Here is a 15,123-nt window from a genome sequence, read left to right as displayed (position 1 = left end):
CCCTTTAAGGTGATCAACATTGCGATCGCCCACAAACTACTTCGCCAAGCCTTCGCCGTCGCTACTCAAAAAACATCATTTTCGCCAGAATTCGCTTGACGACAAGCACAGTTCATTGCGAGGCGCGTAGCGCCGTGGCAATCCAGTTCGTTCGTCCAGTTTTGCGGCCTGACCAACGAGGGGGGCCGACAACAGCCCTTCGCACTGGATCGCCACGCCCTGCGGGTTCGCGATGACTGACGCTTCGCCATCCCGTCATTGCGAGGCGCGTAGCGCCGTGGCAATCCAGTTCGTTCGTCCAGTTTTGCGGCCTGACCAACGAGGGGGGTCCGACAACAGCCCTTCGCACTGGATCGCCACGCCCTGCGGGCTCGCGATGACTGACGCTTCGCCATCCCGTCATTGCGAGGCGCGTAGCGCCGTGGCAATCCAGTTCGTTCGTCCAGTTTTGCGGCCTGGCCAACGAGGGGGGTCCGACAACAGCCCTTCGCACTGGATCGCCACGCCCTGCGGGTTCGCGATGACTGACGCTTCGCCATCCCGTCATTGCGAGGCGCGTAGCGCCGTGGCAATCCAGTTCGTTCGTCCAGTTTTGCCGCCTGGCCAACGAGGGGGGTCCGACAACAGCCCTGCGCACTGGATCACCACGCCCTGCGGGTTCGCGATGACGCGTCCTTGCTCCGGGCAGCTGCTTCACCCCCTCGCAGTTTCACGTTGACACCTGGCTCCTAACCCGTAGCTCCTAACCCCCAGCACCAGACAAATGATCTCACTCCGCCGCCTCACCTTCGCCCGCGCCGGCGAGCCTCTGGTCACCGACGCCTCCCTGCAGATCGGCCCGGGCTGGAAAGTCGGTCTCACCGGCGCCAACGGCTGCGGCAAGTCCTCCTTCCTCGCACTGTTCACCGGCGGCCTGCATGCCGAGGCGGGCGACGTCGACTGGCCGGCGAGCTGGCGCGTCGCGCACGTCGCGCAGGACACGCCGGCCCTGCCCGACCCGGCGCTCGACTTCGTCGTCGCCGGCGACAGCGAGCTCGCCGAGATCGAGCGCGAACTCGCCGCCGCCGAGCAGGGCGAACACGGCGGCGAGGCGATGGGCGAACGGATCGGTGCCCTGCACGCGCGCCTGGCCGACATCGGCGGCTATTCGGCGCGCGCCCGCGCCGCCGAGCTGCTGCACGGCCTCGGCTTCTCCGACGCCGACTTCACGCGCCCCGTCGCCGAATTCTCGGGCGGCTGGCGCGTGCGCCTGAACCTCGCGCGGGCGCTGATGCGCCGTGCCGACCTCCTGCTGCTCGACGAGCCGACCAACCACCTCGACCTCGACGCGGTGCTCTGGCTCGAAGGCTGGCTGCGTGCTTACCCGGGGACGCTGCTGATGATCTCGCACGACCGCGACTTCCTCGATGCGACGGTCGGCCACATCCTGTTCATCGAGCAGCAGACGATGACGCTGTCCACCGGCGGCTATTCGGACTTCGAGCGCCAGCGCGCGGCGCGCCTCGCGCTGCAGCAGTCGATGTACGAGAAGCAGCAGCGCGAGATCGCCCACCTGCACGCCTTCGTCGGGCGCTTCCGTGCCAAGGCGACCAAGGCGCGGCAGGCGCAGAGCCGGATCAAGGCGCTGGCGCGCATGGAGGAAGTCGCCGCGGCGCACGTCGACACGCCCTTCACCTTCCGCTTCCGCGACTCGGCAGCGGCCCCCGACCCGTTGCTGACGCTGCGCCACGTCGATGCGGGCTACGCCGCGAGCGCCGATGGCGCCGATCAGGCCGACGTCCGGCGCATCCTGCGTGACGTCGCGCTCACCCTGCGTCCAGGCGAGCGCATCGCGCTGCTCGGCCGCAACGGCGCCGGCAAGTCGACGCTGATCCGGCTGCTCGCCGGCGAACTGGCGCCGCTGCCGCCTGATGTGCCCGCGCCGGCCGGTGGCAGCGCGGCCTTCGCCCCGCCCCAGCCAGAGTGCCGCTCCGGCAAGGGGCTCGTCATCGGCTACTTCGCACAGCACCAGCTCGAAGCCCTGCGCGTCGACGAGTCGCCGCTGACGCAGTTGGCGCGCGTCGACGCCGAACTCGGCGGCAGCACGCGCGAGCAGGAATTGCGCGACTACCTCGGAGGCTTCGACTTCCGCGGCGACATGGCGACCGCGCCCTGCGGCCGCTTCTCGGGCGGCGAGAAGTCGCGGCTGGCGTTGGCGCTCCTGATCTGGCGGCGGCCCAACCTGCTCCTGCTCGACGAGCCGACCAACCACCTCGACCTCGAGATGCGCGAGGCGCTCAACCTCGCGCTGCAGGAATACGAAGGCGGCGTCGTCCTCGTCTCGCACGACCGCCACCTGCTGCGCACCACCGCCGACCGCCTGCTGCTCGTCGCCGACGGTCGCGTCGAGCCCTTCGACGGCGACCTCGACGACTACGCCGACTGGCTCGCGCGCCAGCGCCAGGCCGATGCAGCGTCGGCCAAGGCCAGTTCGCCGACTGCCGTCGCCGCTGCGGCGGGCAAGGCCGAACGCAAGCAGAGCCGCGAGCAGGCCGCCGCCGAGCGCGCCGCGCTGCTCGCCCGCCGCCGGCCGCTGCAGAAGGAAATCGCTAGGCTCGAAAAGTCGCTCGCCGACTGGCAGGCCGAGCACGCAACGCTTGCCGCCGAACTCGCCGACCCGGCGACCTGGGCCTCCGGCGGCAGCCCCGAGCTCGCCGCCCGCCAGCGCCGCCACAACGAGCTCGCCGGCCTGATCGAAGCCGCCGAGGAGCGCTGGCTCGAATGTCACGACGAGCTCGAAGCACTGGGCAGCGCTTGAGGACAGGCGCGGGCGCGTGCGCTCGTCACGCGCCCATTCGCTTCGGTGACGTCATTGCGAGGCGCGTAGCGCCGTGGCAATCCAGTTCGTTTTCTGTCTCTGCGCAGTTCACGATGCAAGACCTACGTACTGGATCGCCACGCCCTGCGGGCTCGCGATGACGGGCTGCCGATCGCGACGGCATCGGCAGCATCAGATCGGCCGATGCTTCGCGAATTTTTCACGTTTCACGTTAGGGTTCATGGCGACGTCCGCCGCCCCAGGCCATGCAACGCGCTTTTTCGCTTCGGTGACGTCATTGCGAGGCGCGTAGCGCCGTGGCAATCCAGTTCGTTTTCTGTCTCTGCGCACTTCACGATGCAAGACCTACGCACTGGATCGCCACGCCCTGCGGGCTCGCGATGACGGGCTGCCGATCGCGACGGCATCGGCAGCATCAGATCGGCCGATGCTTCGCGAATTTTTCACGTTTCACGGTAGGGTTCATGGCGATGTCCCCCGCCCCAGGCCATGCAACGCGCTGTTTCGCTTCGGTGACGTCATTGCGAGGCGCGTAGCGCCGTGGCAATCCAGTTCGTTTTCTGTCTCTGCGCACTTCACGATGCAAGACCTACGCACTGGATCGCCACGCCCTGCGGGCTCGCGATGACGGGCTACCGATCGCGACGGCATCGGCAGCATCGGATCGGCCGATGCTTCGCGAATTTTTCACGTTTCACGGTAAGGTTCATGGCGACGTCCGCCGCCCCAGGCCATGCAACGCGCTGTTTCGCTTCGGTGACGTCATTGCGAGGCGCGTAGCGCCGTGGCAATCCAGTTCGTTTTCTGTCTCTGCGCATTTCACGATGCAAGACCTACGCACTGGATCGCCACGCCCTGCGGGCTCGCGATGACGGGCTGCCGATCGCGACGGCATCGGAAGCATCAGATCGGCCGATGCTTCGCGAATTTTTCACGTTTCACGGTAGGGTTCATGGCGACGTCCGCCGCCCCTGGCCATGCAACGCGCTGTTTCGCTTCGGTGACGTCATTGCGAGGCGCGTAGCGCCGTGGCAATCCAGTTCGTTTTCTGTCTCTGCGCAGTTTACGATGCAAGACCTACGTACTGGATCGCCACGCCCTGCGGGCTCGCGATGACGGGCTGCCGATCGCGACGGCATCGGCAGCATCAGATCGGCCGATGCTTCGCGAATTTTTCACGTTTCACGGTAAGGTTCATGGCGACGTCCGCCGCCCCTGGCCATGCAACGCGCTGTTTCGCTTCGGTGACGTCATTGCGAGGCGCGTAGCGCCGTGGCAATCCAGTTCGTTTTCTGTCTCTGCGTAGTTCACGATGCAAGACCTACGCACTGGATCGCCACGCCCTGAGCTTGTCGAAGGGCTTGGTCTGTACCGGGCTGCGACGGGCTCAGCCCGAACGTAGTGGGGAGCGAAGGACCGTGACAATAAATTCACGTTAAAATCAGGGTCTTTCGCCGCCGCCCGCCGGCCCACCCTCACGGAGTCACCATGGAAATCGTCTGCCTCGACCTCGAAGGCGTCCTCGTCCCCGAAATCTGGATCGAATTCTCCAAGCGCACGGGGATTCCCGAGCTGATGCGGACGACGCGCGACGAGCCCGATTACGACAAGCTGATGCAGTACCGCCTCGACATCCTCGCCGAGAAGCGGCTCGGCCTGCCCGACATCCAGAAGGTGATCGCCGAGATGGGGCCGATGCCCGGCGCGCGCGAGTTCGTCGACGGGCTGCGCGAGACCTACCAGCTGGTCATCCTCTCCGACACCTTCTACGAATTCGCGCACCCGCTGATGCGCCAGCTCGGCTGGCCGACCCTGTTCTGCCACAGCCTCGAGGCCGACAGCGAGGGCATCCTGGTCAACTACCACCTGCGCATGCCCGACCAGAAACGCGAGGCGGTCAAGCGCTTCAAGGAACTGAACTTCACCGTCGTCGCTGCAGGCGACTCGTACAACGACACGGCGATGCTCGGCGAGGCGCACGGCGGCATCCTCTTCCACCCGCCCGAGAACGTCGTCCGCGAATTCCCGCAGTTCCCGGTGGTGCGCGACTACGACGCGCTGCGCGCCGAGATCGACGCCGCCTTCGCGCGCGTGCGCAAGTCGCGCTGATCCGCTTTCCACAGCTTCACTTCGTCCGCCTCCCTGGTTCCCGCCGCGCGCCGGAAAGACCCGCATGCACCCGCAACGCTTCTACACGCTCTCCGCCTCCTGCCCCGACCGCTCGGGGATCATCGCCCGTGTCGCCGGCTTCATTGCCGAGCACGGCGGCTGGATCCTCGAATCGAGCTACCACTCGGACGTGACGGACCAATCCGCGAACGGAGCGGAGGCCGGCGGCGAGGCCACCTACTTCATGCGCATCGAGATCCGTGCCGACTCGCTGCCTTTCCACCTCGCCGAGTTTCGCGACCGTTTCCGCCCGATCGCCGAAGAACTCGACATGAGCTGGAAGATCACCGACTCGGCGGTGAAGAAGCGCGTCGTCATCATGGTCAGCAAGCAGGAGCACTGCCTCTACGACCTCCTGGCGCGCTGGCAGTCGAAGGAACTCGACATCGAGATCCCGTGCATCATCTCCAACCACGACACCTTCCGCGGTTTCGTCGAGTGGCACGGCATCCCGTTCCACCATGTCCCGGTCGATCCCGACAACAAGCACGCGGCGTTCGCCGAGATCAGGCGCCTGTTCGAGGAAGTGCGCGCCGACACCATGGTGCTCGCGCGCTACATGCAGATCCTGCCGCCGGGGCTATGCACCGACTACCCGGGGCAGATCATCAACATCCACCACTCGTTCCTGCCGAGCTTCGTCGGCGCCAAGCCCTACCACCAGGCCTACCGGCGCGGCGTCAAGCTGATCGGCGCGACCTGCCATTACGTCACCGCCGATCTCGACCAGGGCCCGATCATCGAGCAGGACGTGATCCGCATCGACCACTCCGACTCGGTCGACGACATGGTCCGCTACGGCAAGGACATCGAGAAAGCCGTCCTCGCGCGCGGCCTGCGCTACCACCTCGAAGACCGCGTGCTGGTGCACGGCAACAAGACGATCGTCTTCCGCTAACTTGACCTTGCAACGCGGCGCCAGAGCTTCTAGACTTGTCCAATATACAGAACATGTCGGGGCCATCATGCGCGTCGTTAACTTCTCCGAAGCCCGCAACAGCTTGAAACACGTCATCGATCAGGTCGTCGACGACGCCGACTACACGCTCATCGCCCGGCGCGACGCACCCGATGCCGTGCTGATGTCGCTCGACACCTTCAACAGCCTGATCGAAACCGTGCATCTGCTGCGCTCGCCGGCCAATGCCGCTCACCTGGAACGCTCGATCGCGCAGTACCGCGCGGGCAAGGTGGCGCAGCAGGAATTGGTCGATGTCGATTAGCGGCTTGTCGCGCATCACCTGGACGGTGGCCGCTTGGGAAGACTATCAATGGTGGCAGGGACAGGACCGCAAGACCCTCAGTCGCATCAATTCGCTGATCCAGGACTGCCTGCGCGATCCGTTTGTCGGCATCGGCAAGCCCGAGCCGCTCAAGGAAAACCTTTCCGGCTTCTGGTCGCGCCGGATCGACGACAGTCATCGTCTGGTCTATTGCGTCGACGCCCAAGACCTCGTTCTCATCGCCTGCCGCTACCACTACGCTTGAGCCGGTCGCGTTCAGCGCGAATGGACCTCGCGCTGCTTGCGTGGGAGCCATGCTAACGCCGGTTTGCGCTTGAACGCTTCGGCCAATAGTGCATATACTGAAAGCCATTTGGCAGATGAAGAGGTGTCAGCATGAGCGTCGCCGTTGTGGCTGTAGAAGGTCGCGCGGGTATTTCTGCGGTGACCGTTCTCGGCGGAGAAAATGTTCTTCATTTCCGTCCGCACTCGGTTCTCGACTGGATTTCTCTGGTTCGTCAAGGTATCGGCGCCGGTGCGGTCGATGCGGCGGCGCGCGTGGTCGGGATTGGCCAGGCCGAACTGGCCAGTGCGCTGGACATCCCGAAGCGCACGCTCGCACGACGCAAGAAGGAAGGCGTGCTCAGCCGTGACGAGTCGGGGAAGCTGGTGCGTCTGGCGCGTGTGGTCGAACGGGCAGCAGAGGTGTTCGAGGATGAAGCCGCCGCGCTCGCTTGGCTGAAGGCGGCCAACGACGCACTCGGTGGCGCGAGCCCGATCTCGCTCTTGGACACCGACCTGGGCGCCGACGCGGTCATGAACACGCTGGGGCGCATCGAGCACGGCGTATTCGCCTGATGCGTGCCCAGTCCCTGACCGTCTGGCGCATAACGACCCATCGTTTTGCAGCTTCGGCCTTCTCCGGAGAGGGATCTCGCCTTTACGGTGGCCGCTGGAATCGCCCTGGCCAGTCGCTCGTCTACACGGCCGAGAGTCGCTCATTGGCGCTGCTGGAAATGTTGGTGCAGGACGCCCCCTTGCGTGCGCGCTATGTGCTGATCCCGGCCCATGTGCCGGATACGGTCAGCATCGAAGTCATCGAAGCAGGAGCATTGCCCGACGACTGGCGATCGCTGGCGGCGCGTGATCAGTTGCAGGCAGTGGGGGGCGAGTGGCTGCGCGAAGCCCGCAGTTGTGTGCTCGCCGTCCCCAGTGTCGTCGTTCCGGCCGAGTGGAATTTCCTGCTCAATCCCTTGCACCCGGATTTTACGCAGATCGTCGTGGGCGAGCCCTCGACACTGGAAACCGATCTGCGCCTGCAGGGCGGTCGGCAGGGAGGACTGCGCTGATCAGGGTTGGCTGGCGCAGCCACCAGCATGCTGTGTCCCGTGTTGCCTCAGGACTGCCTGCGCGATCCCTTCTTCGGCATCGGCAAGCCGGAAGCCCTGAAGGAAAACCTTTCCGGCTTCTGGTCGCGGCGCATCGACGAACAGCATCGTCTGGCGCGTCGACGCCATTGACCTCGTCCTCATCGCCTGCCGCTACCACTACGACTGAGCCGGGCTACTCGTCGAACAAGTCGGCGTGCGAGCCGGCGCGGACGAAATTGATGAGCGCGTCCTCGGCCTCACTTACGCTGGTGAGTGCGTCTTCAGCCAGTCTTTCAACGCAGCGTCCATGCGCGTCTGCCAACCGTTGCCGCTCGCCCTGAATCGCTCCACGACTTCCGGCGACAGGCGGATGGTGATCCGCTCCTTGGTCACGGCGGCCTTCGGGCGGCCGCGCAGCTTGGTCTGCAAGGATTCCGGCAACTGCGAAAACGGCACGGCGCGCTTGAGATCCTCAGCAGTCCATTCGGGATTGTCGTCGTCGATCAGTTCAGGATTGATTCGCTTGTTCATCAAAATGTGCGGGAAATCCCGACCTTCAGGTCGGGGAGGGATAGCGCGGCGTGCGCAGCACGCCCATCTCCCACATCTCCTTTCTGTGCAGAGCTATCCTTCGAGTTGAGCGTGTAGCCGTAGCCGTCGCCACGCTGAACGATCCGACAGTGTCTGTGCGATATGCCCTGCGCCACGCCATTGCCGGTTTGAATGTTGAAGTTTCCCGTGGCGCGCACCGCGACGCGCCCGACGTGGACGCCTGCGTGCTTGCCTTTCGGCACCTCGGCGAGAACCTGGTCGCCGGTTTGGAATCCGTGGACCTGCTTCGCACGCATCAGGTAGCCGCGCGGAAATCCGTATTTGTCGAGCCGCGTGCGCTGATAGCTGCCGCGGCCCATGCATTTGACGGCTAGCGTCGGCCGGCGCCAAGTGCGTACCACCGCGACATCGCCAACGCAGGCCGCGTCGAGTGCGTGGGTTTCGGCAAGCTCAGCCGACACCGGTTGAATTTCGTCTGCCCGCCAGATGCGGTCTCGACCGGGAGCCCGGTGGCCTGCAGTGCCGCCACCAAGGCCCAGCGCGTCGCATTGACGGCAGCCGCGTCCTTCAGTGATCGCTTGGCTTGCGCCAGAATCGCCGCCAGTCGTTTCGGGTCGCGCGCCAGGAAGACCTCGACGGGCTGTGCGGCTTTCTTGCGGTTGCAGGGTTCGCAGGCCAGGCACAGGTTGCTCGCCCGGTTGCTGCCGCCGCGCGCTGTCGGGTGGATGTGCTCGATTTGCAGCGGCACCTGCTCGGCGCCGCAGTAAGCGCACTTGCGCGACCACTTCTCGAGCAGGTACTCGCGCAGTTCGTAGCCGGCGAGCGTGCCTTGCTGGTAGTCGACGCCTGTGATCTCAGGGTTCTGCAGCTTCTGCATGTCGAAGCGCACCAGTTCGGCGCTGATGGCTGTCACCGGCGCCCAGCGTTGCAGCCGCCTGACCCATGCCAGCGTGGTGTCGACCCGGTGCTTAAGCGACGGCGCGAGCCAGCCGCGTTGCTTGTTGCCCCGGTTGAGGAAGCGCGGCGCGCGATAGCGCAACTTGCCCCGCCGGCGGCGACGCAGTTGCCGGCGCGCCGTCAGTGCCTCGCTGATCTGGCGTCCGCGGTGCGCCAGTTCGAACAAGTTGAGCACGACCGCTGCGCGGTGGACATCGCCGGTTGCCCGGTCGATGGCATCGCCGTCGCGGACGAGCGCCAGCCCGGTGGCCTTGCTGCCCGGGTCCAGCTTGACGCGCAAGGGCTGAAATACGCAGGTGTCGCGCGAGCGGTCGACGAGCCGGATGACAAAGGGCACGACGCGGTGCACACGTGCGCGACCCCGTGCGAGCAACAGCCGCGCACGTTTCTCGCTGCACGGCATCAACGGCCGGCCTTGCTCGTCCAACACGAAAACAGCCACAGTCGCTCCTGGTCTCTTGCCGGACACCGTCCGGCGCGGGTATTGCACTGAAACCTTGTCGCTTCACAGCGATGTGCCCTTACGGGCCTGGTAACGGGGCGCTCACGCGCCCTCTCCCTTCGACAATGTTGCGTAGCAGCTTCGGCTCTCGATGCGTTGAGCCTTGCCGTCGTCCGTTTCGTCCCTACCCTGAGGTTGTCTGCGACGACGGCTTGCAGTGCTGCGAACTAAGGAAGCATTCGCAGGTGCGTCTTGTACTTCTACACAACGTAGCGCGATGAACTGCGCTCTGTCTGGTCAATCAGGCTTGCTACAGGCTTGCGCCTTCCCAAGCCTCGACCTTCAGGCCGGGGTGATTGACATCGGCGCACCTCGCGTTTGTTCGCCTTGCGGAAGCTGATGACACGGATACCCTTTGCGGTTTCCAGGAACACCAGCGCGTGCAGGCGGCCATCGAGGAAGCCCGGTGCGCGATAGCGGATCTCGCCACAATCGCGCCGGTCATCCACTGTGAACACCGCCGTCTGGAAATCAAACTGGGCAGCCCGCTCGAAACTCAAACCACGCAACTCGACGTTCGTGGCGTTCCTGGCCGGGTCGTAGGTGATCTCCATGTGAATTAGTGTATGCACAATATGGGCTATCGTCCATGTCAGCAAGCCAAGGGCCGAGTCTGGCACCGCTTGCCCGTTAGCGGCAGCCGACGAGATTTTCGCGCCTCACGACGATCCTGAACACGCGCCGATGCGGCAAGCATCGGGTTTCACGGGGACTCGCAGCGTGGGATGGCCTCGATTCGTGTCTTCCGGCCCTCCCACTCCGTTGCAGCGGGAGCGTTTTTCGTGGGAGCGGCGGCAGCCGCGAATGGTCGCGGCGCAGCGACGACCATCATCGTCTGGCGGGACGACGCCCGGGACCTCGTGCGCATCGTCTGCCGCTACCGCTACGCTTGAGCCGGTCGCCTTGTTGTATTTCCGCAACACTCGCCGCCGGCGAGGGGGGCGAAAGCCGGTTTTGGCTTGCGCCACCGCAGCGCGGTTTGCCATCATCGCTCCAACTTCTCGTTTCCGAGAGGTAAGACCCGGCGGCTAAGGCTTTTGCCCCAACCGTCGTTCTCAAACCTAAGGAGATTCACCATGCAAAAGAAACTCATCGCCCTGGCAGTTGCCGGCCTGGTTTCCGGCGGCGCCTTCGCCCAGTCGAACGTCAGCATCTACGGTATCGTTGACGCCGGCTACATGAACACCAACTTCGACGGCGCCGACAAGACCGTCAGCAGCATCGACAGCGGCCTGCTGTCGACCTCGCGCCTCGGCTTCAAGGGCGAAGAAGCCCTGGGCAACGGCCTGAAGGCGGTCTTCAACCTCGAGTACGCTCTGGCCGTCGATACGAACAACACCGTTGGTACCACCACTGATAATCAGGGCAATACCGTGACAGCTGCTCGTCAGCAGAACGTCGGGCTGTCGCACGCCACCTACGGTACGGTCCTCGCCGGCTTCCTGCAGTCCGCCGGTTACGACTTCGCCGTCGCTGCTTCGCCGCTGGCCGCCGCCCAGTTCGGCGCTGGCAAGGTCCTCGGCTTCAACGGTGACAGCGTGCTGAGCACCGGCTCCACCGGCCGTCTGCAGAATGCAGTCGCCTACGTCTCGCCGACCTTCTACGGCTTCAACGTCGCCCTGAACCACGGCCGCATCACCGAGACCGCCAATACCAACACCGACCAAGCTGACGCCTACGCCAACGCGATCGGCATCAACTATGCCAACGGCCCGATCACCGCCGGCTTCGCCTACGCCAAGCAGTCGCTCGACAGCAAGGGTGGCTTCACGACTCCCCGTTCGGATATCGAAGAATACGGTGTCCGTGGCGGCTACGACTTCGGCGTTGCCAAGCTGCAAGCTGCTTACCAGACCTTCAAGATCAAGGACGCTGCCGAAGATCGTGACAGCAAGTGGGTCATCGGCGCGACCGTTCCGGTCTCCGCTGCCGGCGCCGTCGTTGCCGAATACGCGAGCCTGAACGTCAAGACGCCTGCCGCTGCAGTCGTTTCGGCTACGGACGCAGCCGTTGCCACCACTCTCGGTTACAACGACGCCAAGTCCTGGACGCTGGCTTACACGCACGCCCTGTCGAAGCGCACCACCGCGTACGCTGGTTACAACCAGGTCAGCAGCGATGTCGTCGCCCTCAAGAACGACGGCGATGTCAAGCGCTTCGCCTTCGGCGTTCGCCACGCGTTCTAATATCGCCTGACAGCGATTGCCGAACTGAAAACGGGCGCTTCGGCGCCCGTTTTTTTTACGCCTGCGCACAGCGCAGTGTCGCAATATTGCAACATCTCGGCGCACTGAATGTCAGCAATGCCGCGGCGCGCTTGCACGCATCTGCTCCGGTTTGTGAGAATCAAGACATCGGATTCGACCCTCGGGAGAGTTGTTCCCTTCGTCGTTTTTCAGAACTTGAGGAGAAGATCTACCATGCAAAAGAAACTCATTGCGCTGGCCGTGGCCGGTCTGGTTTCCGGCGGCGCTTTCGCGCAGTCGAACGTCAGCATCTACGGTATCGTTGACGCTGGCTACCTGAACGAAAACTTCGATGGTGCCGACAAGGCCACCAGCAAGATCGACAGCGGACTGCTGTCGACCTCGCGCCTCGGCTTCAAGGGCGAGGAAGCCTTGGGCAATGGCCTGAAGGCGGTCTTCAACCTCGAATACGCGCTGGCCATCGATAAGAACTCCACGATCGGCGGCAATGATGTCAATGGTATTCCGACTGCTCGTCAGCAAAGCGTCGGCCTGTCGCACGCCACCTACGGTACGGTCCTTGCCGGCTACCTGCAGTCGGCTGGTTACGACTTCGCCGTCGCCGCTTCGCCGCTGGCTGCCTCGGCCATCGGCGCTGGCAAGGTCCTCGCTTTCAAGGGTGAGGCTGCGGATGCATCCCTGCTCAACTACACCGGCGGCCGTCTGGAAAACGCCCTCTCCTACGTCTCGCCGACCTTCGCCGGCTTCAACGTCGTGCTGAACCACGGCCGCATCACCGAAGCCGCCAACACCAACAATACTGCTGACCAATACGCCAACGCGATTGGCATCAACTACGCGAACGGCCCGCTTACAGCAGGCTTTGCTTATGCCAAGATGTTCCTGGCTGGCAAGGGCCAACCGGCGCCTGTGACTGGCAGTCAAACGGATATCGAAGAATACGGCATCCGTGGCGGCTACGACTTCGGCGTCGCCAAACTGCAAGCTGCTTACCAGACCTTCGAAGCCAAGGATATGGCCCTTGGTCGTGACAGCAAGTGGGTCATCGGCGCGACCGTTCCGGTCTCCGCTGCCGGCGCCGTCGTTGCCGAATACGCCAGCCTGAACGTCAAGACTCCTACCGCCGCCAACAACGGCGGTCTGACCGTCAATAACTTCAACACCGGTCCGCTCGCTGCTTACGCCGACGCCAAGGCCTGGACGCTGGCTTACACGCATGCCCTGTCGAAGCGCACCACCGCCTACGCTGGCTACAACCAAGTCAGCAGCGATGCTATCAATACGGCCAACACCGGCGATGTCAAGCGCGTCGCCTTCGGTGTTCGTCACGCGTTCTGATATCTCCTGAAGCGATTGCCGAACTGAAAACGGGCGCTTGGGCGCCCGTTTTTTTACGCCTGCGCGCAGCGCAGTGTCGCAATATTGCAACACCTCCGCGCTGAATACCTGTAATGCTGCGGTGCCCTTGCATCTATCTGCGTGGGTTTGTCAGAGTGTGCTAGCGTTTTGGTACAAGGGCATCAGATTCGACCGTCGGGACAGCAGTTACGGTCGTCGTTGTTCAAGTCTGAGGGAGAAGATTCACCATGCAAAAGAAGCTCATCGCGCTGGCCGTGGCCGGCCTGGTTTCCGGGGGGGCCTTCGCGCAGTCGAACGTCAGCTTCTACGGTATCGTTGACGCTGGCTACCTGAACGAAAACTTCGACGGCGCCGACAAGACTACCAGCAAGATCGAAAGCGGCCTGCTGTCCACCTCGCGCCTCGGCTTCAAGGGCGAAGAAGCCCTGGGCAACGGCCTGAAAACCGTCTTCAACCTCGAGTACGCTCTGGCCGTTGATACGAACCACACCGTTGGTACCAGGACTGATAATCAGGGGAAGACCGTGACGGCTGCTCGTCAGCAGAACGTCGGCCTGTCGCACGTCATCTACGGTGTGGTGCTCGCCGGCTACCTACAGTCGGCCGGTTACGATTTTGCCGTCGCCGCTTCGCCGCTGGCTGCCTCGGCCTTCGGCGCTGCCAAGGTCCTCGCCTTCGATGGCTACAGCCTGCTCAATTCCGGCGACAGCGGTCGTCTCGAGAACGCCGTCGCCTACATCTCGCCGACCTTCGCTGGCTTCAACGTCGCGCTGAACCACGGCCGCCTCACCGAGACCGCCAACACCACCGGCAAGTCGGATGCGTACGCCAACGCGATCGGCCTCAACTACGCGAACGGCCCGATCAGCGCCGGGTTCGCTTACGCCCGACAGTTCATGAAGAACAAGAATATCAGTGCTGGTGATTATTTCGGGAAGAACTCGGACATCGAGGAATACGGCCTTCGTGGTGCCTACGACTTCGGCGTCGCCAAACTGCAAGCTGCTTACCAGACCTTCGAAGCCAAGGATAGGGACTACGGTCGCGACAGCAAGTGGGTCATCGGCGCGACCGTTCCGGTTTCCGCTGCCGGCAACGTCGTCGCCGAGTATGCCAGCCTGAAGGCCAAGACGCATTGGCCCGTAGCAGGCACCTTCGGTACCGCAGGCTACTACCCGCCTTATGCCGACGCCAAGTCCTGGACGCTGGCTTACACGCATGCACTGTCGAAGCGTACGACCGCCTACGCTGGCTACAACCAGGTCAGCAGCGATGTTGCCAACACGGCCAACGAAGGCGATGTCAAGCGCGTCGCCTTCGGCGTTCGCCACGCGTTCTGATATCGCTTGAGGCGATTTCAGAACTGCAAATGGGCGCTGCGGCGCCCGTTTTTTACGGATGTGCAGCGTAGTGTCGCATCATTGCAACACTCACCCCTCGTCCATCCCAGCAATGCCGCGGCGCGCTTGCACGCATCTGCTCGGGTTTGTCAGAATTGGATAACGTCTTGTTACAAAGACGTCGGATCTGACCTTCGGGAAAGTGCTCCCCTTCGTCGGTTTTCAAACGTGCAGGAGAAGATTTACCATGCAAAAGAAGCTCATCGCGCTGGCCGTGGCCGGCCTGGTCTCGGGCGGCGCTTTCGCGCAGTCGAACGTCGGCATCTACGGTATCGTTGATGTCGGCTACATGAACGAAAACTTCGACGGCGCCGACAAGGCCACCAGCAAGATCGACAGCGGCCTGCTGTCGACCTCGCGCATCGGCTTCACGGGCGAAGAAGCCCTGGGCAACGGCCTGAAGGCGGTCTTCAACCTCGAGTACGCTCTGGCCGTCGATACGAACAACACCGTTGGTACCACCACTGATAATCAGGGCAATACCGTGACAGCTGCTCGTCAGCAGAACGTCGGGCTGTCGCACGCCACCTACGGTACGGTCCTCGCCGGCTTCCTGCAGTCGACGG

General features: G+C 63.8%; 16 protein-coding genes. 12 read left to right on the top strand and 4 right to left on the bottom strand.

The genetic code is table 11. The features are described from left to right. The first annotated feature begins 763 nt into the window (after window positions 1-763). The 8 genes from CCR84_RS00140 to CCR84_RS00105 all read left to right on the top strand — a co-directional run bounded on the left by CCR84_RS00140 (window position 764) and on the right by CCR84_RS00105 (window position 7,730). Complete coding sequence (locus tag CCR84_RS00140; protein ID WP_201208911.1) at window positions 764-2,797, top strand: ATP-binding cassette domain-containing protein; 2,034 nt, start codon at window positions 764-766, stop codon at window positions 2,795-2,797. Window positions 2,798-4,306: 1,509 nt separating this feature from the next. Beyond that, complete coding sequence (gene thrH, locus CCR84_RS00135) at window positions 4,307-4,927, top strand: bifunctional phosphoserine phosphatase/homoserine phosphotransferase ThrH (RefSeq protein ID WP_201208910.1); 621 nt, start codon at window positions 4,307-4,309, stop codon at window positions 4,925-4,927. Between the two features lie 64 nt (window positions 4,928-4,991). Beyond that, window positions 4,992-5,885, top strand: coding sequence for a formyltetrahydrofolate deformylase (gene purU / locus CCR84_RS00130; protein WP_201208909.1), 894 nt, complete (start codon window positions 4,992-4,994; stop codon window positions 5,883-5,885). A gap of 67 nt (window positions 5,886-5,952) precedes the next feature. After that, a complete protein-coding gene (locus tag CCR84_RS00125) occupies window positions 5,953-6,210 on the top strand; it encodes a type II toxin-antitoxin system Phd/YefM family antitoxin (RefSeq protein WP_201208908.1) in 258 nt (85 codons plus the stop codon). Continuing rightward, window positions 6,200-6,475 (top strand): Txe/YoeB family addiction module toxin, encoded by a 276-nt coding sequence (locus tag CCR84_RS00120; protein ID WP_201208907.1) that lies wholly within the window; start codon window positions 6,200-6,202, stop codon window positions 6,473-6,475. The genes CCR84_RS00125 and CCR84_RS00120 overlap by 11 nt, the downstream gene beginning before the upstream one ends. Before the next feature lie 131 nt (window positions 6,476-6,606). Continuing rightward, on the top strand, window positions 6,607-7,068 hold the full coding sequence (parS, locus tag CCR84_RS00115; RefSeq protein ID WP_201208906.1) for a type II RES/Xre toxin-antitoxin system antitoxin: 462 nt from the start codon (window positions 6,607-6,609) through the stop codon (window positions 7,066-7,068). Continuing rightward, window positions 7,068-7,559, top strand: coding sequence for an RES family NAD+ phosphorylase (locus CCR84_RS00110; RefSeq protein WP_201208905.1), 492 nt, complete (start codon window positions 7,068-7,070; stop codon window positions 7,557-7,559). The genes parS and CCR84_RS00110 overlap by 1 nt, the downstream gene beginning before the upstream one ends. Window positions 7,560-7,586: 27 nt before the next feature. After that, the gene (locus tag CCR84_RS00105) at window positions 7,587-7,730 is read left to right on the top strand and encodes a Txe/YoeB family addiction module toxin (RefSeq protein WP_274610758.1); all 144 of its coding nucleotides are present in this window, start codon (window positions 7,587-7,589) and stop codon (window positions 7,728-7,730) included. Between the two features lie 111 nt (window positions 7,731-7,841). Here the strand turns inward: CCR84_RS00105 and CCR84_RS00100 are convergent, their stop codons facing one another. The 4 genes from CCR84_RS00100 to CCR84_RS00085 all read right to left on the bottom strand — a co-directional run bounded on the left by CCR84_RS00100 (window position 7,842) and on the right by CCR84_RS00085 (window position 10,145). Then, window positions 7,842-8,111, bottom strand: coding sequence for a BrnA antitoxin family protein (locus CCR84_RS00100; RefSeq protein ID WP_201208904.1), 270 nt, complete (start codon window positions 8,109-8,111; stop codon window positions 7,842-7,844). Next, complete coding sequence (locus CCR84_RS00095; protein ID WP_201208903.1) at window positions 8,111-8,491, bottom strand: hypothetical protein; 381 nt, start codon at window positions 8,489-8,491, stop codon at window positions 8,111-8,113. Before CCR84_RS00095 ends, CCR84_RS00100 begins: the two co-directional genes overlap by 1 nt. Before the next feature lie 11 nt (window positions 8,492-8,502). Beyond that, window positions 8,503-9,579 carry an RNA-guided endonuclease IscB gene (gene iscB, locus CCR84_RS00090; protein WP_201208902.1) on the bottom strand — a complete coding sequence of 359 codons (1,077 nt, stop codon included), beginning with the start codon at window positions 9,577-9,579 and terminating at the stop codon, window positions 8,503-8,505. Between the two features lie 212 nt (window positions 9,580-9,791). Continuing rightward, window positions 9,792-10,145 (bottom strand): BrnT family toxin, encoded by a 354-nt coding sequence (locus tag CCR84_RS00085; RefSeq protein ID WP_201208901.1) that lies wholly within the window; start codon window positions 10,143-10,145, stop codon window positions 9,792-9,794. A gap of 522 nt (window positions 10,146-10,667) precedes the next feature. Here CCR84_RS00085 and CCR84_RS00080 point away from each other — a divergent pair. The 4 genes from CCR84_RS00080 to CCR84_RS00065 all read left to right on the top strand — a co-directional run. Beyond that, complete coding sequence (locus CCR84_RS00080; RefSeq protein WP_201208900.1) at window positions 10,668-11,777, top strand: porin; 1,110 nt, start codon at window positions 10,668-10,670, stop codon at window positions 11,775-11,777. 108 nt (window positions 11,778-11,885) lie between these two features. Further along, complete coding sequence (locus CCR84_RS00075) at window positions 11,886-13,136, top strand: porin (RefSeq protein WP_201208899.1); 1,251 nt, start codon at window positions 11,886-11,888, stop codon at window positions 13,134-13,136. Between the two features lie 248 nt (window positions 13,137-13,384). Further along, window positions 13,385-14,497: a porin gene (locus CCR84_RS00070; protein ID WP_201208898.1), complete on the top strand. Its 1,113-nt coding sequence runs from the start codon at window positions 13,385-13,387 to the stop codon at window positions 14,495-14,497. Window positions 14,498-14,744: 247 nt separating this feature from the next. Continuing rightward, on the top strand, window positions 14,745-15,123 hold a 379-nt coding region (locus CCR84_RS00065; RefSeq protein WP_201208897.1), incomplete at its 3' end, for a porin.

Source organism: Rhodocyclus purpureus (assembly GCF_016653115.1).
GTDB classification, from domain to species: domain Bacteria; phylum Pseudomonadota; class Gammaproteobacteria; order Burkholderiales; family Rhodocyclaceae; genus Rhodocyclus; species Rhodocyclus purpureus.
Note: the sequence above shows the minus strand (reverse complement) of the source record. Positions and strands in the feature narration are given on the sequence as shown.

Coding starts and splice junctions, on each gene's coding strand:
- CCR84_RS00120 (WP_201208907.1), top strand. CDS start 6,200: ATGTCGATTAGCGGCTTGTCGCGCATCACCTGGACGGTGGCCGCTTGG.
- CCR84_RS00095 (WP_201208903.1), bottom strand. CDS start 8,491: ATGGGCCGCGGCAGCTATCAGCGCACGCGGCTCGACAAATACGGATTT.
- CCR84_RS00125 (WP_201208908.1), top strand. CDS start 5,953: ATGCGCGTCGTTAACTTCTCCGAAGCCCGCAACAGCTTGAAACACGTC.
- CCR84_RS00085 (WP_201208901.1), bottom strand. CDS start 10,145: ATGGAGATCACCTACGACCCGGCCAGGAACGCCACGAACGTCGAGTTG.
- CCR84_RS00110 (WP_201208905.1), top strand. CDS start 7,068: ATGCGTGCCCAGTCCCTGACCGTCTGGCGCATAACGACCCATCGTTTT.
- CCR84_RS00140 (WP_201208911.1), top strand. CDS start 764: ATGATCTCACTCCGCCGCCTCACCTTCGCCCGCGCCGGCGAGCCTCTG.
- parS (WP_201208906.1), top strand. CDS start 6,607: ATGAGCGTCGCCGTTGTGGCTGTAGAAGGTCGCGCGGGTATTTCTGCG.
- CCR84_RS00075 (WP_201208899.1), top strand. CDS start 11,886: ATGTCAGCAATGCCGCGGCGCGCTTGCACGCATCTGCTCCGGTTTGTG.
- CCR84_RS00105 (WP_274610758.1), top strand. CDS start 7,587: ATGCTGTGTCCCGTGTTGCCTCAGGACTGCCTGCGCGATCCCTTCTTC.
- CCR84_RS00080 (WP_201208900.1), top strand. CDS start 10,668: ATGCAAAAGAAACTCATCGCCCTGGCAGTTGCCGGCCTGGTTTCCGGC.
- purU (WP_201208909.1), top strand. CDS start 4,992: ATGCACCCGCAACGCTTCTACACGCTCTCCGCCTCCTGCCCCGACCGC.
- thrH (WP_201208910.1), top strand. CDS start 4,307: ATGGAAATCGTCTGCCTCGACCTCGAAGGCGTCCTCGTCCCCGAAATC.
- CCR84_RS00100 (WP_201208904.1), bottom strand. CDS start 8,111: ATGAACAAGCGAATCAATCCTGAACTGATCGACGACGACAATCCCGAA.
- CCR84_RS00070 (WP_201208898.1), top strand. CDS start 13,385: ATGCAAAAGAAGCTCATCGCGCTGGCCGTGGCCGGCCTGGTTTCCGGG.